Below are 20,485 nucleotides of genomic sequence, written 5' to 3' on the forward strand. Positions count from 1 at the left end.
GTTCCGCGCAGGAGTTCGCGACCGATGGGGGCGCCGTGGCACGGGCCGTGCACAGGCCGGCATCGGGCTCGTCCGCGCCGGGCGCACCCGACCTGCAGGACGGCTCGCGCGCCTGGTCGATCGTGGCGGTGGCCTTCGTCGCGATGTTCACCAGCTTCGGGGTCGCCTACAGCTTCGGGGCGTTCCTGCTGCCCATGAGCGACGCGCTGGAGTCCGGGCCCGGGGCCACCGCCGCCGTCTTCTCCCTGACCACGATGTGCCTGTTCGGTCTCGGCGCGCTGTCCGGCCCGGCGGTCGACCGGTTCGGACCCCGGCGGGTGGTGCTCGTCGGGGCTCTCGCGATGGGGCTGGGTCTCGTGCTCACCTCGCGGGCCACGGAGCTGTGGCAGGCGTACCTGGGGCACGGGCTCGGCGTCGGGCTCGGGGTGGCCTGCAGCTACGTACCGCTGGTGGCCGTCGTGGGGGGCTGGTTCACCCGCCGTCGCACCCTGGCGGTCGGCATCGCGGTGTCCGGGATCGGCCTGGGCACGCTGCTCGTCGCCCCGCTGGCCGCCGACCTCATCACCCGCTACGGCTGGCGCGAGGCCTACCTCGTCCTCGCCGCCGTCAGCACGGTCGCGCTCGTCGTCTGCGCCCTGCTCGTCCGCGCCGCCCCGGCGGCCACGTCCGGCGAGGCGGCGCCGCTGCTCCCTCGCCTGCGCACCCCGGCGTACTTCCGCCTCTACGTGGGCGGGCTGCTGCTCTCGGTCGTGCTGTTCGTCCCGTTCGTGCACCTGCCGGCGTACGCCGTGAGCCGGGGCGCGGGGGACGTGGCGGCGGCGACGCTGGTCGGGGTCATCGGGGCGGCCAGCATCGTGGGGCGGCTGGCCCTGGGCGCCGCCGCCGCGCGCACCGGGGTGCTGCGCACCTACCAGGCCTGCTTCGCGCTGATGGCCGGCAGCTTCCTGCTCTGGCTCGGGGCGCCTGGCTATCCGCGGCTCGTGGTCTTCGCCGCGCTGCTCGGCATCGGGTACGGCGGCTTCGTCGCGCTCGGCCCGCCGCTGGTCGCCGACCTGTTCGGGGTCCGCGGACTCGGTGGCCTGCTGGGCATCCTCTACACGTCAGCGGCACTGGGGTCCGCGATCGGACCCCCGGCCGCGGGTGCGGTGATCGGCGCCACCGGGGAGTACCTGCCGGTGATCGTGGCAGCTCTGGCAATCGGCACCGTGGCCACCGTCGTGGTGCTCACCGTCGGGACGGCTGCCCCGGTGGAACCGGGCCCGTAGCCGATGACCGGCGGGTGTCCACCCGATCAGTCGACGGTGGCCACGGGGAAGTAGGTGTTGAAGAACTCGTCGACCTCGGCCGGGTTGGTCTCGAACAGCCGGATGGACACGATGCGGTCCTCCTCGAACTCGTACAGCGCATATCGCAGGGCCGCGAGCGTCACGCCGAACTGCGGGAGCGCGAAGGTCTCGCGGTAGTGGCTGAGTCCGAACCGCTCGTCGCCCACCAGGCTGAAGTACTCCTCCTTCTGCCGCACCGTGCCCACGGCGGCGAGGGCGGGGAGGTAGTCCGAGGCCATCCATTCCTTGGCCCGCGGGTGTGCCCCGGAGAAGAGGTTGCAGCCCGGCACGTGCAAGGTGCAGTCGTCGCTCCACATGGAGAGCGCGTGGCGCTTGGCGTCCGGCTCGTCGGCCACCAGCCCGTCGTAGTAGCGGCGGAGGTGCTCGACCGGGAGGAGCGACATGGATTCCCTCGGGAGGTTGCGACGCGGCACGGTCACGCCATCGGCGTGAGCCATCGCCCCGATGCTGTCTCCCCGCAAATAGATTGTCAACCTCGACTATCTTCCGTTGGCATCCCGCCGACTCACGGGACGAGCGCGCCGCCCCGCTGCAGCGATCGGACCAGCCGCTCCGCCGCCACCCGTGCGAGGCCGTCCGCGCGTCGCCGGCCCGAGATGACGGCGATGCCGGAACTGCCGAGGGCCAGGCACATCAGGCCCTGCACCGTGGCGGCGCGGTCGGCGTCGGATGCCTGCGGAGCGACGGTGTCCAGCATGGTGCCCAGCAGTTGTTGCGTCCGCACGAGGGTGCGGTCCAGCTTGGGTCGCAGGACGTCGTCCTTGATGCCCCCCAGCAGGAGCTCGCCGACGTGCGGCGGGCCGTCGTCGGTGACCTCCGCGCTGCCGAGTAGGACGTCCAGCACGTCACCGATCCGACGCTCCGACGCACCGGCGGAGGCCTGCTTCAGCGCGCTCAGGAAGGACTCGCTGATGCGGGCCCACACGAGCACCATGAGGTCGTCGCGGCTGCCCACGTAGTGGCGGATGTGCCCACGGCTCAGGCCCGACTCCTGCGAGATGTCCTCGAGCGTCGTCCCGTCGAAGCCCACCCGGGTGACGCAGCGGGTCGCCGCCATGACGATCTGCTCGGTGCGCTCGGCGGCCAGGCTGGGCCTACCCATCGTCGCTCCGGCCAGGCGCCTCCGGGGAGTTCGGCCGCGACCCCGCCATGGCCGCGCTCACCTGCGCAGGCCGGGGATGGGATAGCCGACGCGTCGCTCCTCGAACCGCCACCCGTCGGGTGTGCGCATGAGGCGGTCGCGGTAGGCGCTGGCTCGGGCCAGCACCGGCTGCTCCTGGCGGCAGTCGATCGTCACGACGTATGCCGACCCCGTCGCACGGTCACCGGAGCCGGTCAGCAGGAGGTTGTCGTTCCAGTGCTGGAACCCCCCGCCCTGCTCGTCGATGATCCGCTGCATGAACTCCTCGATCGCGGGCCGCCCTTCGTAGGAACCGAGCCGACCGTGGTGATAGCTACCGTCCGGGACGAAGCACTCGGCGACGGCCGGCGCGTCGCCGTGCAGGTCGACGGCGTGGTTGTACCTCGCGTAGAGCTCCTGGATCTCGAAGCGGTCGTCCGTCGTGAGCGTCATGGCAACCTCGATCAGTCGTGGGGGAGGGTACTGGTCCGGCATCTCTTCAGCCGGGGTGGACGCCACCGTTGACGCCGATGGTCTGGCCCGTGATGTAGGAGGCGTCGGGGGAAAGCAGCCAGGCGACGGTCGCTGCGACATCGCTGCCGGTGCCGTGCCGCCGCAGCGGCACGCTCGCCCGCAACTCGGCCTCACGCGCCTCGGCCGGGATCCCTCGGCTCGCGGCCTGCCGCGCCATGGACGCCCGGTGCATCGTCGTCAGGATGTAACCCGGCGCCACGGTGTTGACGGTGACGCCGTGTGGGCCGAGTTCGATCGCCAGCGCCTCCGAGAAGGTGCGGACGGCCGCCTTCGACATGCAGTAGGCGCTCACCTCCGGCACGGGCCGTGCGGCGAACAGCGACCCCATGTTCACGATGCTCCCGGACCCCTGGGCGCACAGGTGGGGGACCGCCGCCTGGCACAGCCCCACCGTGCCGAGCACGTTGACCCGGAGGACCCGCAGCACGTCGTCCAGGTCTAGTTGCTCGGTGGCGGCAGCCGGCCCCGCGACGCCGGCGTTGTTGACCAGGCCGTCGATCCGGCCGAACGCGTCGAGCGTCTCGGCCACCAGTGCCCGACCGGAGTCCGGGTCCGCCATGTCAGCGACGACCGTGCGGACCCGGCCGGCATCCGACGGCGACGAGAACCGGTCGTGGACGGTTGGGCTGATGTCGCTGGCCGTGACGCGGTAGCCGTCGTCGAGCAGTCGCTCGACGACCGCGAGCCCGATCCCGTCGGCTGCGCCGGTGACGAGCGCCACCGGGCCGGCGCCGGGTGCCACAGCTGCCTGGTCAGCATTCACTCGGGGCTCCTCGGGGACGTCGCGGAGGCAGCGGCGGGTCCTGGGTCTGCTCCGGCTCTCGGGCCGGAGGTGGCCAGCCAGCTGGGCCGATCCGGCGCGCCGAGGCTGGCGCCGCCGTCGACGCCGAGCGACTGCCCGTTGATCCAGGAGGACGCCGGGCTGAGCAGCCACAGGATGCTGGGCACGATGTCGTCGGGAACGGCCAGCCGTCGCTGCGGGGACGACGCGGCGAGCGCCGCCCGGTAGTGGTCGGGAACCGGGTTGAGCGTCGAGTGGACGTCCACGAAACCGGGGGCGACCGCGTTCACCCGGATGCCCGACGGTCCGGTCTCCAGTGCCAGCCCCCGGACGACCGCCTCCAGGGCGGCCTTTGATGCGGCGTAGGCGACGGTTCCGTTCTGCGGGCGGAGCGCGGCCCCGCTGCTGACCACCACGACGGAGGCGGTGCGGCCGCTCGCGATGGCCAGGCGGGCCAGGCTCGCCCCAGCGACCAGAGCCGACCGCGCGTTGACGGCCAGCACCTCGTCGAACATCTCCTCGGAGGTGTCGACGGCGCGCGCCGCCGGGAACAGGCCGGCGCTGTGGACGAGCCCGTCGAAAGGTCCCTGTTCCCTCCACAGTCGGTCCATGACGGCGGCGAGCTCGCCCCTCCGCGTCAGGTCGATCGCGGGACGGTCGAGCCCGGTCACCCGGTGGCCGTCCCCGCGGAGGGCCTCGCACACTCGGGACCCGATCCCGCCGTCCGCGCCGAGGACGAGGTACCGCCCCGGAGCCGGCCGCGAACCGGAGCCGGGAAGCAGGTCTCCGCCGGCGCGCGGCGGCTCGGTCAGCGCCATCCGGGCTCGTTGCTCCACGCGCCGCGGGTGTACTGCGCCGGGTACGGCGCCTCCCGCCACGACAGGCCGAGCTCGTGCGCCGCACGCAGCGGCCACGAGGGCTCCCGGAGGCTCGCCCGCCCGACGAAGACGACGTCCGCGGAGCCGTCGTCCAGCACGCTCTGCGCGTGGGCGGGGTCGGTGATGGCTCCCACCGCGGCCGTCGGCATCCCGGAGAACTCGCGTATCTCGCGGGCGAAGGGGACCTGGTAGCCGGGGCTCACGGTGATCTTCGCCTCGGCGACCAGCGCACCGCTGGACACGTCCACCAGGTCGACGCCGTGGTCGACGAGCAGCTTGGTGAGCTGGGCGGTCTCCTGGGTCGTCCAGCCTCCCTCGACCCAGTCGGTCGCCGAGAAGCGGATGAGCAGCGCCTTGTCGTCGGGCCAGGCGGACCGGACGGCGTCCACCACCTCCACGACGATGCGGATCCGGTTCTCGAAGCTCCCCCCGTAGGAGTCCGTGCGGGCGTTCGACAGGGGCGAGAGGAACTCGTGCAGGAGGTAGCCGTGGGCGGCGTGGATCTCGATCACGTCGAAGCCCGCCGCGTCCGCGCGGGCGGCGGCCGCGCGGAAGGCGTCGACGACGGCGGAGATGTCGTCGACCGTCATCTCCTCTGGCACGGCGAACCCCGTGAAGGCGCGCGCCGTGGGCGCGACGGTCGGCCAGCCGCCCTCCTCGGCGGGCAGCGTGCCGCTCCCCGGCGCGTAGGGCGCGTAGGTCGACGCCTTGCGGCCGGCGTGGGCGAGCTGCATCCCGATCGGCGCACCTTGGCTGTGCACGAAATCCGTGATCCGCCGCCAGGGCTCGATGTGGGCGTCGCTCCAGATGCCGGCGTCCTCGGCGCTGATCCGGCCCTCGGGGACCACCGCACTGGCCTCCGTCAGCACGAGGCCGAATCCGCCGGTGGCCCGTGCGCCGAGGTGAACGAGGTGCCAGTCGGTCGGCATTCCGTCGCGGTCGGGGCACGAGTACTGGCACATCGGCGCCAGCCAGATGCGGTTGCGCATCCTGACCCCGCGCAGGGACACCGGCTCGAAGAGTGAGGGCATGGCCGGAACCTATCCTGCAAATCGTAAGTCGTCACCTACGACTAACTATTGACAGCGGCTGGTGACCCGGGCAGTGTCCGACCTCGCAAGCGCCCCGCGCCACGACGATCGGAGAAGGTCCTCACGTGCCGTCGCCCAACGCCCAGCGGGACTCGACGTTCTCCTCGTCCGGATCTCCCACCGGCGCGACAGTCGGGCCCAGTGCCGCTCCCGCTCCGGCCACGTCCGATGGACCCGGAGCAGCGCCGTCCGGTCGTCCGGAGCCGTCGCGTCGACTGACGAACCGCACCATGCTCCTGCTGCTGCCCGTCGTGGTCGTCCTGGCGGTCTTCTTCTTCTACCCCCTGCTCGCGACGATGATCACGAGCCTGAGCGAGCCGACCTGGGGGCTGCAGCACTACCGGGCGCTGCTGGAAGACGGCGTCACGGTCAAGGTGCTGGTGCGCACGATCCTCACCGCCATCCTGGTGGCGGTGCTCGCGCTCCTGATCGCGTACCCGTACGCGTTCGCCATGACGCGGGTGAGTCCACGGGCGCGCCGGATGATGACCATCGTCGTCCTGCTCCCGTTCTGGACCAGCCTGATGGCGCGGACCTTCGCCTGGTACCTCCTGGAGCAGCAGGGTGGCCTGCTGCAGCGGTTCTTCGCGGTGCTCGGGTTCGAGGACGTCGTGCTCCTCGGCACCCTCAACGGGGTGACCGTCGCCATGGTCCAGGTGATGCTGCCCTTCATGGTCCTCCCGCTGTACAGCGGGATGGCCCGCATCGATCTCCGCCTGCTGGATGCGGCGCAGAGCCTGGGCGCCTCACGGTTCACGGCCTTCCGGAACGTCTACCTGCCCCTGACGGTGCCGGCGGTCGTCTCCGGCTTCACGCTCGTCTTCATCATCTCCCTCGGTTTCTACGTGACCCCCGCGATCCTCGGGTCACCGCGGCAGGCCCTGCTGTCGCAGGTCATCGCCACCCGGGTCTTCGACCTCCTCGACTTCCGTGGCGCCAGTGCGATGGGAGCCCTGCTCCTGGTGGCCACGCTCGTCGTGCTCCTGGCCGTCGCCCGGATCGCCCGTCCCGTCGCCGGCGCCGCGGAGGTCGCCCGCAATGACTGAGCCGACTCGCACGACGACGAAGAGCAGGCGCGGGACCGACGACGGTCTCGGCTGGGGGCTGCGCACCTGGGTGGCGCTGGTGATGGGGCTGCTCATCCTGCCCACCGTGGTCGTCATCCCCATGAGCTTCACCGATGAGCGGACCTTCCAGTTCCCCCCGGAGAACTGGTCGCTCCGGTGGTACGGGGAGTTCTTCACCTCGGACGCGTGGACGACGGCCTTCACGACCTCACTGCGGGTCGCCCTGGTCGTCGCGGTGCTGGCATCGGTGATCGGGATCGCGGCTGCCATCGCGCTCAACCGGTGGTCCCTGCCCGGCAAGGAGTTCGTGCGGCAGCTGGTCCTGGCGCCGCTGATCATCCCGTCGGTGGTGATCGCGGTCGCGCTCTACTACGTCTTCCTGGACTGGCAGCTGACGGGCAGTTTCCAGGGCTTCGTGCTCGCCCACACCGTGATCGCGGTGCCGTTCGTGATCGTCTCGGTGACGACCAGCCTGAACGGCTACGACCGCCAGCTCAGCCTCGCCTCGGCCAGTATGGGGGCCAACGCGGTGACGACCTTCCTGCGCGTCACGGTCCCGTTGATCATGCCGGGTATCGCGTCGGGGTTCGTCTTCGCCTTCGTCACCTCGCTCGACGAGGTGGTCATCGCGCTGTTCCTGCAGTCGCCCAGCTTCGAGACCCTCCCGGTCCGCATGTACGAGGGCGTCACGTCCGACATCGACCCGACCGTGGCCGTGGCCTCGACCCTCATGGTCCTCGCGACCCTGATCGCCCTCCTGATCCCCGAAGTCCTGCGTCTGCGGAGGCCCAAGTCATGACGATCGACAGCCAGACGACCGACAGCCGGCCGGCCGGCGCCCACGACCGGGAGCGCCACGGGCACGGGCTCGACGTCGTCGGGGTCACCAAGCGCTACCCCGGGGCTGCCCGACCGGCCGTCGACGACGTGAGCCTCAGCATCGGTGCCGGGGAGTTCCTCACCCTGCTCGGCCCCAGCGGTTCGGGGAAGTCGACGCTGCTGTCGATGATCGCCGGGTTTACCCGCCTCGACAGCGGCTCGATCGCGGTCAACGGCGAGGACATCAGCGGACTGAAGCCGCACAAGCGCAACCTCGGCATCGTCTTCCAGCAGTACGCGCTCTTCCCCCACATGACGGTGGCTGCCAACGTGGCGTACGCGCTGCGTCAGCGCCGGGTGCCCGCCGGCGAGATCACCCGGCGGGTCGCCGAGGCCCTGGATCTCGTCAGGCTCGGGCACCTGGCGCAGCGCCTGCCCGCCCAGCTCTCGGGTGGTGAGCAGCAGCGAGTCGCACTAGCCCGTGCCGTGGTCTACGAGCCCAGGGCCCTGCTGCTCGACGAGCCGCTCAGCGCGCTGGACAAGAAGCTGCGCACCGAGCTTCAGTCCGGGATCGCAGAGATGCACAGGACGCTCGGGATGACCTTCGTGTTCGTGACCCACGACCAGGACGAGGCCCTGAGCCTCTCCGACCGGATCGCCGTCTTCAACGCCGGCCGCATCGAGCAGGTCGGGACCCCGCGGGAGCTCTACGAGGAGCCGGCCTCCCTGTTCGTGGCCGAGTTCCTTGGTGAGTCCAACACCTTCGCCGGTGACGTGCGGGCCGGTGTCTTCGAGACGGCGGGGGCGCGGCTGCGCCTCACCGACAAGCAGGCCACCGGGGTGAGCGGCAGCGCACCCCGTTCCCTGCTCGTGCGCCCGGAGCGCATCACGCTGCGCCCGGTGGCAGACGACCCGGCCGGCGGGCTCAACAGCCTGCGCGCCCGGGTGGAGGGGATCGTCTACGCGGGTGACCACAGCCGCGTGGCCCTGACCTTCGACGGGGGGACGACCGGCTCCGCCGTCGTCCCCGCGGCCGCACCGCTGCTCGTCATGCCGGGGGCGACCGTCGTCGCCTGCTGGGAGCCCGAGCACCAAGCGGTGGTGGCTCATTGACAGACCGGTACGTCGCAGCGCACGGAAGCCCCGTCAGCCACTAACGAAGGAATCGTCCATGCACCGCACGATCAAGCCTGCTCGCATCGCCGTCATCGGGGTGCTCGCCGTCGCAACGGCAGCCTGCGGCTCGGACGGGGGCTCCGCCGGCTCGTCGGGGTCCGCGGACGAGGGGGGCACCATCACCTACGTCGGCTACGGCGGGGAGACCCAGGACGGTCAGGTCACCGCCTGGCAGGAGCCGTTCACCGAGGAGACCGGCACGACCTTCCAGAACGACACGCCGCCCACCCTCGCCAAGCTCACCGCGATGGTGGAGTCCGGCAACGTCACCTGGGACGTCATGGGAGCGGCGGCCGCCGAGACCATCCAGCACTGCGGCACGCTGTTCGAGCCGCTGACCGACGTCGACCTGCACCCGGGCGTGTACGAGTACATGTCCCAGGAAGAGCTCGGTGATTGCGGTGTCCCGGTGTTCACGGCACCGGCCATCCCCTTCTACAACACCGACGAGTTCGCCGAGGACCCGCCGACGACGATCGAGGACGTCTTCGACGTCGAGAAGTACCCGGGCAAGCGGATCTTCCTGCCATTCATCACGGCCGGCACGCTCGAAGAGGCGCTGCTCGCCGACGGGGTCGCCCCCGACGAGCTCTACCCGCTCGACGTGGATCGGGCCCTGGCCAAGCTGGACACGCTCGGCGACGACCTGATCATTCCGGCCAACTATGGCGAGCTGCAGCAGGCGATGGCCGCCGGCAACGTCGCCTTCGCCTTCTCGACCCCGTCGCGGGCGTCGTTCACCATCGGGGACGGCGCTCCGTACGCGCCCATCTGGGACAAGACCATCGTCTCCGCCAGTGTCGTCGGGATCCCCAAGGGTGCGCCGAACGTCGAGGCGGCCAAGGACTGGCTGGCGTACATCTCCCAGCCCGAGCCGCAGGCGGTCGCCGCCGAGCTGACGACGCTTCCGCCGGCCAACGCCGAGTCCGCCCCGGACTACAGCGACGTCCAGCAGCTCGTGGACGCGTTCACCGACGAGCACCAGGAGACCCTCGTCTGGATGGACAGCCAGTGGTGGGCCGAGAACCAGCTGGCCACGCAGGAGCGCTTCACCCAGTGGCAGGTCGGCTGACCGACCTACCGGCGCGGGGTCCCGCCCCGCGCCGGTAGGGCACGGATGAGGCTGCCGGGCGGACCGGCGGCCTCATCCATGCCTTCGGCCCGGTCCACGCCGCCGGGTGCCGCCGCTGCGGCACCGTGGACACCCGCACCGCCGCTCGGGGCGGGCGCCCCCGCCTCGTCCCGGTCGGGTCAGAAGTCGTCGACGTCGTCGGTCAGGAGCTGGGTGACCCGCTCCAGGAAGAACGCCGCGTCGGCCGCGGACACGATGCGGTGGTCGCAGGTGAGCCCGACCTCCGCGATGGGTGCGGTGCCGATCGTGCCCATCGCGGTGACCACGGGCTGCACCTCGATGGCACCGACCGACAGGATGGCCGCCTGACGCGGCGGCACGTAGGCCGAGAACCGGCGCACGCCGTACATGCCGAGGTTAGTCACCGTGAAGGTCGCCGGCCGTCTGTCGGCCTGGGCGGGGAGCGTGCCGTTCCACGTCGCCTCGCTGAGGAGGCGGGTCAGGGTCGAGACGCGCTCGAGCGAGAGGACGTCGGCATCCTGTACCGAAGCCGACGCCTGGCGTCCGTTGGTCGCGATCACGATCGCCACGTCGATGTGGTCCTGGAAGACGACACGGTGACGCTCGTACGTGGCGTTCAGCGTCGGGAACGACGTCAGGGCCACCGCGCAGGCCTTGACGAAGACGTCGTTGTACGTGGGCACCGGCCCGGTCCGGCCGGCTCGGGCACGCAGCGCCATGCAGGCGGTCATGTCCACCTTGGCGAACAGCGTGAACTGCTGCGGTGGCGAGTTTTCCGACCGCAGGTCCGCGGCCAGCGGGGAGGGCGTGAAGTGTGCGGTCCCGGGTGGGTCGAAGCGGTGGCCGATCTCGGAGGGAGCGCTCTCGACCGGACGCGGATGGTGGTTACGCGGCAACGGTGACCCCTCACGTGAGCGCGCCGAGCCGCGGCATCGCCCGCACTCGACCTCCAGGGGGCTGAAGTTACAACTCAGCGGACAGCAATGTCCACGACATGGGACAACGCGTTGTAAAACGATCGACAGTTGTCAGCTGCTGGAAACAATCGAGAGGACCGGTTACCGTGACCGTCCGTGGCGTCCCCGCGACGACCGACCGAGCCGAGGGAGGCGGGGCCCGCGTGACCGACGGGAAGCCGGAGCCTGCCGCCGCCGCGCAGCCGGGCTTGATCAGCAAGTTCAGCATGGTCATCGACCTGCTCACGATCCACGAGGACCTGTCCATCGCGGACCTGGCGTACCTCGCCGGCGAGCCGCGCAGCTCGATGTACCGCCTGGTGAAGGCGTTGACCAGCGTCGGGTTCGTGGAGGTCGGCGCGAGCAGGGGCCGGGTGCGTCTGGGGGCCAAGCTCTTCAAGATCGGTCAGGCCGCCGGCCGGCGCTACGACATCCGGCGGCTCGCCCTGCCGATCCTGATCGAGTTGCGCGAGCAGACCGGCGTCACGGTCTACCTGTGCGTCCGTGAGGACTTTGATGCGCTCTGCGTCGAGCGGGTCGAGGGGAAGGGGGCGCACCTGCTGTCCCTGCGCACCGGCACCTCCATCCCGCTACACCTCGGCGCAGCCGCCAAGGTGCTGCTTGCTTACGGCGGGCCCTCGCTCTGGGACGCCTATGCCCGCCACGTCGAAGAAGGCGGGGGCGTCGCCGATCACATCCGTGGCGTGCTCGAGCAGCACCTCTCCCCGCAGCTCGTGGCGTTGAAGGAGGAGATGGAGGAGATCCGGCTGACCGGTCTGTCGGTCAGCAACTCCGACGTCGTGCTCGGGGTCGCCGCCCTCGGTGCTCCCGTCCGTGACGAGCACGGCGCTGTGTGCGCGGCCATCTCGATCGGCGGCGAGGCCCGCCACGTGCTGGGTGAATCGAAGGAGCGGAACGAGCTGCTCGTCCGCCGGGCCGCCCAGAAGCTCAGCGCTGCACTGGGTTTCGCGCCCGACGTGGCGGGCGGGCCGAGCTCCGGCCCGGGCCCTAGCCCTGTACCGGTGATCGGGCGGGTGAGCCACGTCGGCCTGGTCGTGCACGACCTGGACGACGCGAAGGTGCGGCACTGTGGGCTGGTCGGGGGCCGGGCGTGGCGGACGCTCGAGTACGGTCCCTCGACCGTCGGTGAGATGACCTACCGGGGGCGCGCTGTGTCGTCGACGGTCGCGGTCGCGACTGCCGAGGGGCCCGACGGTGCGGTGGACCTCGTGTCACCCGTGGCCGGCGTGAACATCCACCGCGACTGGCTGGAGGAGCGCGGAGAGGGCTTCCACTACGTCAACGTCCCGGTCGAGTCCCTGGACGAAGCGGTGGACACCATGCGCAGGGGCGGCTTCTCCGTCGTCCAGTCGGGGCGAAGCGTGACCAACGGCGCCGAGTTCGCCTACGCCTTCTTCGACACCGCCGGCGAACTCGGCTACGTGACGAGGGCTTCGCAGCGCTGACGCGCCATAGTTTGTCAGCGTTGACAAACTACCGGGGATCGCCCAGCATGGCGGTCACGTGGAGTGCCGGCGACCGTCCGACGTGACGTGCGAGAGCGACCTCCGACCTCGAGATTGCGAGCAGCCGATGAGCCGTGCCGATCACGCAGACACCGTCTTCGTCAACGGGACGGTCCTGACCATGGACGGCCCGCTGGGCGCGGAGGCCCCCACCGCCATCGCCGTCTCGGACGGCCGCATCCGTTACGTCGGGGACGACGCGACGGCCCGCTCCTGGCTTGCGGGGGAGTGCGAGCTCGTGGACCTCCGGGGCGCGACGGTGCTGCCCGGGTTCATCGAGAGCCACGCCCACCCGGCGCTCTACGGCAGGAACCTGCTCGAGGTGGACTGCCGGCCGGCCGTGGCCGACTCCGTCGCGGCCGTGCAGGCCGCGGTCGCCGCGAAGGTCGCCTCGTCGCAGCCGGGGGAGTGGGTCCTCGGCTGGGGCTGGGACGAGACGCACTTCGCCGAGGGACGGGCGCCCCTGCTGGAGGAGCTCGACCGCGTCGCGCCGGCGAATCCCGTGCTGCTCCGGCGGGTCTGCGGTCACATGGCGGTCGTCAACTCCGCGGCGCTGCGGGCGATGGACGTCCCGGACGACGTGGCCGACCCCGCGGGCGGGCACGTCGGACGAGATGCGTCGGGACGGCTGACCGGGCTGCTGCAGGAGAAGGCGCAGGGGCTGGTCGTGCCGCCGCCGTACAGCGCCGGCGACGTGCGCCGCGGCTTCCGGCTGGCCCAGGCCAAGTACGCCTCGTGGGGCGTCACCACCGTCCACGACATGTCCGCGCGCGGCCCCGACATGCAGGTCTACCAGCACCTGCACGTCACCGGGCAGCTCGACATCCGGGTCCGGCCGTGGCTGTGGGCCGTGGACGCGAACGGGTGGGACGGCGTCCTGGCCGAAGCCCTGACGGTGGGTGTCGCCAGCGGTCTGGGCGACGACATGCTCCGCCTGCAGGGCGTGAAGTTCATGCTGGACGGCAGCATCGGTGGGCGGACGGCCGCAGTGGCCGAGCCCTTCCAGGACAGCTGCGACACCGGCATCCTCACCATGAGCCTGGACGAGACGGCCCCCTGGGTGACCGCGGCGCTCGCCGGCGGGCTGCGCGTCGCCATCCACGGGATCGGGGAGCGGGCCATCGACGTCGCCATCGACTCGGTGCAGCGGGCCACCGCCGAGCTCGGGCACGACGAGGTGACCGCGATGCGCAACCGGATCGAGCACTGCGCGCTGCCGACCGAGCAGAACCTGCTCGACATGAAGCGGCTCGGCCTCATCGCCGCGTCGTCGGTCGGTTTCCTCTACACCCTCGGGGACAGCTACCTGGCCAACCTCGGGCCGGAGCGGGTGCAGCGGGCGTACCCGCACCGGTCGTTCCAGGAGCACGGGATCGTCGCGCCGGGGAACTCGGACTCGCCGGTGACCGAGGGCAACCCGTGGCTCGGCATCTACGGGGCCGTCACCCGCACCACGCGCAGCGGGCAGGTGCTCGACACGACGCAGAACATCTCGATCGAGGCCGCGCTCCGGGCCTACACCCGCGACGCCGCCTACGCCTCCTTCGAGGAGGAGCACCTCGGGGTGATCCGCCCGGGGGCCCCCGCCGACCTGAACGTCCTCACCGAGGACCCCTTCGCCGTCGGGCCGGAGAACCTCCACCGCATGGAGACCGCCGAGACCTACCTCGCCGGGCGACGGGTGCACGTCCGATGAAGTTCCACGCCCAGCTTGCCGAGGCGCTCCTCCGGCACGACATCGGTGCGCTCTACGGGCTGATCGGTGACGGCAACCTGTTCTTCGTCGACCACTTCGTCCGCGAGCTCGGTGGCCGCTACATCCCGGCGGTCCACGAGGCCAACGCCGTGATGATGGCTGCCGGCCACGCCCGCGTGACCGGTCGGGTCGGCGTGGCCACCGTGACCCACGGCCCGGGGCTGGCCAACACGGTCACCGCGCTGATCGAGGCGGTGAAGAGCCGCATCCCGCTGGTCCTGCTCGCCGGCGACACGTCGCGGCTGGAGACCTGGGGGCCGCAGAACGTCGACCAGCAGCCGCTGGTGCTCGCAACCGGCGCCGGCTTCGAGGTGGTCCGCTCCCCGCTCACGCTGGAAGCGGACCTGGAGACCGCGCTGCGGCGTGCCTGGTCCGAACGCCGGCCGATCGTGCTGAACATGCCGATCGAGTACATGTGGGTCGACGTCGAGCCGTCGCCCGCGCGGCCTCCGCTGGCGCTGACCCGGCCGAGGACCGCTCCCGATCCCGAGGCGCTGGACGCCGCCGTCGGCATCATCCTGTCGGCGAACCGGCCGATCGTGCTCGCCGGCCAGGGGGCGCTGGACGCCCGCGACGAGCTGGTCGAGCTGGCCCGCGCGATCGGCGCCCCGCTGGCGACGACGATGCAGGCCAAGGACCTCTTCGCCGGTGAGCCGGCGAACCTGGGCATCTTCGGCTCGCTGTCGACGATCGCCGCGCAGGAGATCATCGCCGAGAGCGACTGCGTCATCGCCTTCGGCGCCAGCCTGAACCCGAAGACGACGTACGACGGTGAACTGCTCACCGGCAAGGCGCTCGTCCACTGCGACGCGGAGCCCGCGTCCATCGACCGGTTCGTCGGGGTGTCCGCGTCGGTCCTCGGGGACGCCGCGCTGACCGCGCGGACGATCACCGAGTGGCTGCGCGAGGCCGACGTCACGACGACGCGGTTCGACGGCGAGCGGACCACGAGCCGGCTCGTCCCGCCGAGCCGCCGCGGCACCCCCGGCCGGCCGGGGACGGTCGACGCGCAGACGGCGCTGCTGCACCTGGACGAGGCCCTTCCCGACGACCACGCGGTGGTGTGTGACGTCGGCCGCTTCGCCCTCTATGCCCTCCGTGTGATGGAGGCGCCGGACGCACGGTCCTGGCTCTGCTCGGGAGCCGGCTTCGCCGCGATCGGCATGGGCATGGGCATGGCGATCGGCAGCTGCGTGGCGCGACCGGACCGGCCGACGGTCCTGGTGGTCGGGGACGGCAGCTTCATGCTCGGTGGGCTCAACGAGCTCACGACCGCCGTCCAGCAGGGCCTCGACCTGGTCTGCATCGTGTGCAACGACGGCTCGTACGGCGCCGAGCACATCCAGTTCGTCAACCGCGACCTCGACCCGTCGCTCTCCGACTTCGACTGGCCCGACTTCGCCGGCACGGCCGAGGCCCTGGGGGCCCGCGGCGTCACCGTGACGTCGGAGGAGGAGCTCGGGCGCATCGACGACGCGCTGCGCGACCGCGACCGGCCCGTGCTGATCGACCTGCGGCTGGATCCGTACCGGGTCACCTCGCTCGAGTGACCGACACGTCGACCACCCACCCAGACGACAGGAGCACGACGTGCCGCTGAACCTTCCCGACGGCAAGCGGATCGCGGTGAACATCGGGGCCGACTTCGACGCCCACTCGGTGTGGATGGGGACGTTCGGGCTGACGAGCCCGAGCTACCTCTCCCGCGGCGAGTTCGGGGCCGAGGTCGGTGTGCCGCGCGTGCTGGAGCTCTTCGCCCGCTACGGCGTGCGCGGCACCTGGTGCACCCCCACGCACTCGATGCAGACCTTCCCCGAGGCGTTCGAGAAGGTGCTGGCCGCCGGCCAGGAGATCGCCGCGCACGGCTGCTTCCACGAGGGGGTGCCGAAGCTCGAACACGACGAGGAGCGCCGCCTGATGGCGGTGCAGCTCGACCTGCACGAGCGGCTCGTCGGCACGCGACCGCGCGGCTACCGATCGCCGGCGTGGGACTTCACCGAGCACACCCTGGCCATCCTCGAGGAGAACGGCTTCGACTGGGACTCCTCCCTGATGGGCCGGGACTTCGAGCCGTACCACCCGCGTCCGGTGGAGGTCCGATGGGAGGAGGGGAACGTCTTCGGTCCGCCGAGCCGCCTGCTGGAGTTCCCGGTCTCCTGGTTCCTCGACGACTTCCCGCCCACCGAGTACGTGCCCCGGGTGAGCCCGGGGCTGGGGTCGACCGAGGTGCTGTTCCAGCGCTGGAAGGACCACTTCGACTACGCCTACGAGCGGGTCCCGAACGCCGTGCTGGCCCTCACCGTGCACCCGCAGACGATCGGCCGGGCGCACCACATCCTCATGCTCGAGCGGCTGCTGGAGCACATGGCGGGGCATGACGGCGTGTGGTTCGCCGCGCTGAGCGACATCTACGACGTCTGGACCGACGACTGAGCACCGGGGGAGCAGAAGAGATGGCCGACGGCGTGGAGTACCCGGTCCCCGGCCTGTCCGAGCCGGTGGAGATCCTCGTCGACGAGTGGGGCGTGCCGCACCTGTACGCCGGCTCGCGGGACGACGTCTTCCTGGCGCAGGGCTTCAACGCCGCGCGGGACCGGCTCTTCCAGATCGACCTGTGGCGCCGCCGCGGTCTCGGGCAGCTGTCCGAGGTCTTCGGCGCCGAGCACGTGGAGCGCGACCGCGCCGCCCGGCTGTTCCTCTACCGGGGTGACATGCGCGCGGAGTGGCTCTCCTACGGCTCGGACACCAAGCGGGTCGTCAGCGCCTTCGTCGCCGGGATCAACGCGTTCGTGCGCCTGGCGCGAGCGGATCCGTCCCACCTGCCGCCCGAGTTCGCAGAGCTCGGCTACCTGCCCGCCCTATGGGAGCCGGCCGACGTGGCGCGGATCCGCAGCCACGGGCTGTTCTACAACCTGGAGCAGGAGGTGGCGCGGGCCCGGACGCTGCGCGACTTCGGGCCCGAGGTGGAGGAGCTGCGCCGGGTGCGAGAGCCCGCCGCGCCGCTCGTCGTCCCGGAGGGGCTGGACCTCTCGCTGATCCCCGACGACGTGCTGCGCGTCTACCGGCTGGCCACGACCCCGCCGGTGCTCGCCCAGGCGGTCGCCGACCCCGGCCCGCGCCACGACCCGGAGGGCAGCAACAACTGGGTGCTGGCCGCGTCCCGGACGGCGACGGGGCGGCCCATCCTGGCCAACGACCCGCACCGCGCGCTGACCTTGCCGGCGCTGCGCTACCTGGCCCATCTGTCCGCACCCGGGCTGGACGTCATCGGCGGGGGAGAGCCGGCGCTGCCGGGGATCTCCATCGGTCACAACGGCCGGATCGCCTTCGGGCTCACGATCTTCGCGATCGACCAGGAGGACCTCTACGTCTACCGCACCAACCCCGACGACCCGCGGGAGTACTGGTACGACGGCGGTTGGTCCCGCATGCGCGTGGTGCACGAGACGGTGCGGTCGGGACCCGCCGACGAGCATCCGGTCGAGCTGGTGTTCACCCAGCACGGTCCGGTCGTGTTCGAGGACCCCGACCGGCTCACGGCCTTCGCCGTCCGGGCGGCCTGGCTGCAGCCGGGCATGGCGCCGTACCTCGGCAGCATGGACTACATGGGCGCACCGGACCCGGATGCGTTCGTCACGGCGATGAACCGCTGGGGCGCGCCCGGGGAGAACCAGATCTACGCCGCACCGGACGGCACGATCGGCTGGCAGCCCGCCGGGCTCGTCCCGGTCCGTCCGAACTGGGACGGCACGCTGCCGGTTCCCGGCGACGGCAGGTACGAGTGGGACGGCTTCTACGACGGTGACCAGCTGCCCTCGGCGAGGAACCCCGAGGGCGGCTGGCTCGCCACCGCCAACGAGATGAACCTGCCGGCCGACTACCCCAACGCGGAGCGGACGGTCACCTACGACTGGTACGCAGCCGTGCGCCACGAGCGCATCGCCGAGCGGCTCGGTTCGCGGGACGGCTGGTCGGTGCAGGACTGCGTGGAGCTGCAGACCGACTACGTGAGCGTGCCGGCCCGGCGCATCGTGGCCGAGCTGGCGCGGCTGGTGCCGTCCAGCACCGAGGACGTCGTGCAGCGAGCGCTGGACCTGCTGCTGGGCTGGGACGGCGAGGAAGGGCCCCGGTCCGCGGCGGCCGCGCTGTTCGAGATCTGGTACCGCCGGCACCTGCGTCCGGGTCTGCTGGGCGCGGCGCTGGCCCGCCTGCTGCCCGAGGACCGGCGGGCGGAGGCGCTGGCGCGGATCTCGCCGGTCGAGGACACCTCGGCGGACTGCCGGGTGGACCTGGACCTGCTGCTGCGGCCGGGTGACCGGCTCGGGCCGCACCCGGACCGGGTCCTCGCCGACGTGCTGGAGCGCTCGCTCGCGTCGGCGTGGGCGGAGGTGCGGGAGCTGCTGGGGGAGGACCCGGCGGCGTGGGAGTGGGGCACGGTGCACCGTGCCCGGCTGCGCCACCCGCAGGCCGATCTGCTCGGTCCCGGGCACGCCGCCTGGAGCGCGCTCGAGACGGTGCCCCGCGGCGGCAGCGGTGACACGGTCGGCTGCTGCACCTACGACCGGCACTTCACCCAGACGGTCGGGGCGAGCTTCCGGCTGGTCGTCGACGTCGGCGGCTGGGACAACAGCGTGGCGATGAATTCGCCGGGCCAGTCCGGCGTGCCCACGAGCGAGCACTACCAGGACCTGCTCGGCCCGTGGGGGCGGGACGAGTCGTTCCCGCTGCTCTACAGCCGGGAGCGGGTGCTCGCGCACCTCGGGCACCGCATCGTGCTGGTCCCCGCACCCGACCCGGACCCGCCGGCGTGACCCGCCGGGGGATGGGCCGCGCGCCGCCGCGGCGTCGCCGATCCTCGACATTCCGTCCACGAGGGTCGGGAGCACTGGACGCGCCGTCCATCACCCGTCGGCGGAACCCGCGCCTACCGTTCGAGCACCGCACATCGAGGAGGAACCGTGAGCGTCGTCGAGCAGGCAGTTGCCGTGGATGGCCCCGAGCTGGAGCAGGTGCGCCGTCTGGTCACCGAGCTCCCCGGCCCGCGCAGCCGAGAACTGGCCGCGCGCCGCGCCGCGGCCCTCCCCGCCGGTCTCACCAGCGCCCAGCCGGTCTTCGCGGCGGCCGGCGGCGGAGGCGTCCTCGTCGACGTCGACGGCAACAGCTTCATCGACTTCGGCAGCGGCATCGCGGTCACCAGCGTCGGGAACAGCGCGGCGCGGGTCGTCGCGCGGGCCACGGAGCAGCTCCAGCAGTTCACCCACACCTGCTTCCTGGTGAACCCCTACGAGGGCTACGTCGAGGTGTGCGAGGCGCTCAACCGGCTGACGCCCGGCGACCACGAGAAGCGCACGGCGCTCTTCAACACCGGCGCGGAGGCGCTCGAGAACGCCGTGAAGTACGCCCGGATGGCCACCGGACGGACCGGCGTCGTCGTCTTCGACCACGCCTACCACGGCCGCAGCATGCTCACGATGGCCATGACCGCGAAGAACACGCCCTACAAGAAGGGCTTCGGTCCGCTGGCCGGCGAGGTCTACCGCTCCCCGATGGCCTACCCCTACCGCGCGCCCGGTGGAGCCGAGCGGGCCACGGCCGACGCCCTCGCCGCGCTGCGCGACCTCATCGACGTGCAGGTGGGCGCCGACCAGATCGCCTGCGTGGTGCTGGAGCCCATCCAGGGGGAGGGCGGCTTCATCGTTCCCTCGCCCGGTTTCTTCCCGGCCGTCGCGGAGCTGTGCCGCGAGCGCGGGATCCTCTTCGTCGCCGACGAGGTGCAGACCGGCTTCGCCCGCACCGGCGACCTGTTCGCCTGCGAGCACGAGGGCGTCGTCCCGGACCTGATCACCACCGCGAAGGGGCTGGCCGGCGGTCTTCCGCTGGCCGCCGTCACGGGCCGGGCGGAAATCATGGACACCGTGCACCCCGGCGGGATCGGCGGCACCTACAGCGGCAACCCGGTGTCCTGCGCGGCCGCTCTTGGCGTGATGGAGTCGATCGAGCAGGAGGGGCTGGTCGAGCGGGCCCGCCACATCGGCACCGTCTTCCTCGACCGGCTCCGGGAGATCGCCGCCTCCTCCCCGGTCGTCGGCGACGTCCGGGGCCGCGGCGCGATGATCGCGGTGGAGCTCGTCCGCCCCGGCACGACCGAGCCCGACCCGGCCGCGGTGGCCGCCGTCGTGAAGTACTGCCAGGAGCGCGGGCTGCTCGTGCTCACCGCCGGCACCTACGGCAACGTGCTGCGCTTCCTGCCGCCGCTGGTCATGCCGGACCACCTGCTGGCGGAGGGCCTGGACATCCTGTCCGAGGCCTTCGCCGTCCTCTGACGCCGACGACGGACCCGGG

General features: G+C 71.7%; 18 protein-coding genes. 11 read left to right on the forward strand and 7 right to left on the reverse strand.

The genetic code is table 11. The features are described 5' to 3' along the window. Nucleotides 1–35: 35 nt before the first annotated feature. Nucleotides 36–1,265, forward strand: a complete 1,230-nt coding sequence (locus ACI79T_RS13480; RefSeq protein WP_456610577.1) for an MFS transporter — start codon at nt 36–38, stop codon at nt 1,263–1,265. A gap of 26 nt (nt 1,266–1,291) precedes the next feature. Here ACI79T_RS13480 and ACI79T_RS13485 read toward each other — a convergent pair whose 3' ends face one another. The 6 genes from ACI79T_RS13485 to ACI79T_RS13510 all read right to left on the reverse strand — a co-directional run bounded on the left by ACI79T_RS13485 (nt 1,292) and on the right by ACI79T_RS13510 (nt 5,690). Then, nucleotides 1,292–1,729: a hypothetical protein gene (locus ACI79T_RS13485; RefSeq protein ID WP_456610578.1), complete on the reverse strand. Its 438-nt coding sequence runs from the start codon at nt 1,727–1,729 to the stop codon at nt 1,292–1,294. Nucleotides 1,730–1,851: 122 nt separating this feature from the next. Then, the gene (locus tag ACI79T_RS13490; RefSeq protein ID WP_456610579.1) at nt 1,852–2,448 is read right to left on the reverse strand and encodes a TetR/AcrR family transcriptional regulator; all 597 of its coding nucleotides are present in this window, start codon (nt 2,446–2,448) and stop codon (nt 1,852–1,854) included. A gap of 57 nt (nt 2,449–2,505) precedes the next feature. Next, the gene (locus ACI79T_RS13495; protein WP_456610580.1) at nt 2,506–2,919 is read right to left on the reverse strand and encodes a nuclear transport factor 2 family protein; all 414 of its coding nucleotides are present in this window, start codon (nt 2,917–2,919) and stop codon (nt 2,506–2,508) included. Nucleotides 2,920–2,965: 46 nt separating this feature from the next. Continuing rightward, a complete protein-coding gene (locus ACI79T_RS13500) occupies nt 2,966–3,763 on the reverse strand; it encodes an SDR family NAD(P)-dependent oxidoreductase (RefSeq protein ID WP_456610581.1) in 798 nt (265 codons plus the stop codon). Next, the gene (locus tag ACI79T_RS13505; protein ID WP_456610582.1) at nt 3,760–4,599 is read right to left on the reverse strand and encodes an SDR family NAD(P)-dependent oxidoreductase; all 840 of its coding nucleotides are present in this window, start codon (nt 4,597–4,599) and stop codon (nt 3,760–3,762) included. The genes ACI79T_RS13500 and ACI79T_RS13505 overlap by 4 nt, the downstream gene beginning before the upstream one ends. Further along, nucleotides 4,590–5,690: an NADH:flavin oxidoreductase/NADH oxidase gene (locus ACI79T_RS13510; RefSeq protein ID WP_456610583.1), complete on the reverse strand. Its 1,101-nt coding sequence runs from the start codon at nt 5,688–5,690 to the stop codon at nt 4,590–4,592. The genes ACI79T_RS13505 and ACI79T_RS13510 overlap by 10 nt, the downstream gene beginning before the upstream one ends. A gap of 290 nt (nt 5,691–5,980) precedes the next feature. On the opposite strand from ACI79T_RS13510, the gene ACI79T_RS13515 reads away from it, so the two are divergent. The 4 genes from ACI79T_RS13515 to ACI79T_RS13530 are packed head-to-tail and all read left to right on the forward strand — an operon-like array spanning nt 5,981 to nt 9,884. Beyond that, nucleotides 5,981–6,796, forward strand: coding sequence for an ABC transporter permease (locus tag ACI79T_RS13515; protein WP_456610584.1), 816 nt, complete (start codon nt 5,981–5,983; stop codon nt 6,794–6,796). Continuing rightward, on the forward strand, nt 6,789–7,616 hold the full coding sequence (locus ACI79T_RS13520; protein ID WP_456610585.1) for an ABC transporter permease: 828 nt from the start codon (nt 6,789–6,791) through the stop codon (nt 7,614–7,616). The genes ACI79T_RS13515 and ACI79T_RS13520 overlap by 8 nt, the downstream gene beginning before the upstream one ends. After that, on the forward strand, nt 7,613–8,749 hold the full coding sequence (locus tag ACI79T_RS13525) for an ABC transporter ATP-binding protein (RefSeq protein WP_456610586.1): 1,137 nt from the start codon (nt 7,613–7,615) through the stop codon (nt 8,747–8,749). The genes ACI79T_RS13520 and ACI79T_RS13525 overlap by 4 nt, the downstream gene beginning before the upstream one ends. Nucleotides 8,750–8,807: 58 nt before the next feature. Further along, entirely contained in the window at nt 8,808–9,884 is a 1,077-nt protein-coding gene (locus ACI79T_RS13530) for an extracellular solute-binding protein (RefSeq protein ID WP_456610587.1), read from the forward strand. Between the two features lie 179 nt (nt 9,885–10,063). Here the strand turns inward: ACI79T_RS13530 and ACI79T_RS13535 are convergent, their stop codons facing one another. Continuing rightward, nucleotides 10,064–10,801, reverse strand: coding sequence for a 2-oxo acid dehydrogenase subunit E2 (locus tag ACI79T_RS13535; protein ID WP_456610588.1), 738 nt, complete (start codon nt 10,799–10,801; stop codon nt 10,064–10,066). A gap of 224 nt (nt 10,802–11,025) precedes the next feature. Here ACI79T_RS13535 and ACI79T_RS13540 point away from each other — a divergent pair, with 224 nt between their 5' ends. The 6 genes from ACI79T_RS13540 to gabT all read left to right on the forward strand — a co-directional run bounded on the left by ACI79T_RS13540 (nt 11,026) and on the right by gabT (nt 20,466). Beyond that, nucleotides 11,026–12,327, forward strand: a complete 1,302-nt coding sequence (locus ACI79T_RS13540) for an IclR family transcriptional regulator domain-containing protein (RefSeq protein ID WP_456610589.1) — start codon at nt 11,026–11,028, stop codon at nt 12,325–12,327. A gap of 127 nt (nt 12,328–12,454) precedes the next feature. Continuing rightward, nucleotides 12,455–14,083 (forward strand): amidohydrolase, encoded by a 1,629-nt coding sequence (locus ACI79T_RS13545; RefSeq protein WP_456610590.1) that lies wholly within the window; start codon nt 12,455–12,457, stop codon nt 14,081–14,083. After that, nucleotides 14,080–15,693 (forward strand): thiamine pyrophosphate-binding protein, encoded by a 1,614-nt coding sequence (locus ACI79T_RS13550; RefSeq protein ID WP_456610591.1) that lies wholly within the window; start codon nt 14,080–14,082, stop codon nt 15,691–15,693. The genes ACI79T_RS13545 and ACI79T_RS13550 overlap by 4 nt, the downstream gene beginning before the upstream one ends. A gap of 40 nt (nt 15,694–15,733) precedes the next feature. Then, nucleotides 15,734–16,576, forward strand: a complete 843-nt coding sequence (locus tag ACI79T_RS13555) for a polysaccharide deacetylase family protein (protein ID WP_456610592.1) — start codon at nt 15,734–15,736, stop codon at nt 16,574–16,576. Nucleotides 16,577–16,596: 20 nt separating this feature from the next. Continuing rightward, nucleotides 16,597–18,954 carry a penicillin acylase family protein gene (locus tag ACI79T_RS13560; protein ID WP_456610593.1) on the forward strand — a complete coding sequence of 786 codons (2,358 nt, stop codon included), beginning with the start codon at nt 16,597–16,599 and terminating at the stop codon, nt 18,952–18,954. A 147-nt stretch (nt 18,955–19,101) separates the two neighbouring features. Continuing rightward, entirely contained in the window at nt 19,102–20,466 is a 1,365-nt protein-coding gene (gabT, locus tag ACI79T_RS13565; protein WP_456610594.1) for a 4-aminobutyrate--2-oxoglutarate transaminase, read from the forward strand. Nucleotides 20,467–20,485: the final 19 nt, after the last annotated feature.

The organism is Blastococcus sp. SYSU DS0619 (assembly GCF_054051035.1).

What these genes read in the sequence shown, in the direction of transcription:
- ACI79T_RS13485 (WP_456610578.1), bottom strand. Translation starts at nt 1,729, where the DNA reads ATGTCGCTCCTCCCGGTCGAGCACCTCCGCCGCTACTACGACGGGCTG.
- ACI79T_RS13490 (WP_456610579.1), bottom strand. Translation starts at nt 2,448, where the DNA reads ATGGGTAGGCCCAGCCTGGCCGCCGAGCGCACCGAGCAGATCGTCATG.
- ACI79T_RS13495 (WP_456610580.1), bottom strand. Translation starts at nt 2,919, where the DNA reads ATGACGCTCACGACGGACGACCGCTTCGAGATCCAGGAGCTCTACGCG.
- ACI79T_RS13505 (WP_456610582.1), bottom strand. Translation starts at nt 4,599, where the DNA reads ATGGCGCTGACCGAGCCGCCGCGCGCCGGCGGAGACCTGCTTCCCGGC.
- ACI79T_RS13510 (WP_456610583.1), bottom strand. Translation starts at nt 5,690, where the DNA reads ATGCCCTCACTCTTCGAGCCGGTGTCCCTGCGCGGGGTCAGGATGCGC.
- ACI79T_RS13515 (WP_456610584.1), top strand. Translation starts at nt 5,981, where the DNA reads ATGCTCCTGCTGCTGCCCGTCGTGGTCGTCCTGGCGGTCTTCTTCTTC.
- ACI79T_RS13520 (WP_456610585.1), top strand. Translation starts at nt 6,789, where the DNA reads ATGACTGAGCCGACTCGCACGACGACGAAGAGCAGGCGCGGGACCGAC.
- ACI79T_RS13525 (WP_456610586.1), top strand. Translation starts at nt 7,613, where the DNA reads ATGACGATCGACAGCCAGACGACCGACAGCCGGCCGGCCGGCGCCCAC.
- ACI79T_RS13530 (WP_456610587.1), top strand. Translation starts at nt 8,808, where the DNA reads ATGCACCGCACGATCAAGCCTGCTCGCATCGCCGTCATCGGGGTGCTC.
- ACI79T_RS13545 (WP_456610590.1), top strand. Translation starts at nt 12,455, where the DNA reads ATGAGCCGTGCCGATCACGCAGACACCGTCTTCGTCAACGGGACGGTC.
- ACI79T_RS13550 (WP_456610591.1), top strand. Translation starts at nt 14,080, where the DNA reads ATGAAGTTCCACGCCCAGCTTGCCGAGGCGCTCCTCCGGCACGACATC.
- ACI79T_RS13560 (WP_456610593.1), top strand. Translation starts at nt 16,597, where the DNA reads ATGGCCGACGGCGTGGAGTACCCGGTCCCCGGCCTGTCCGAGCCGGTG.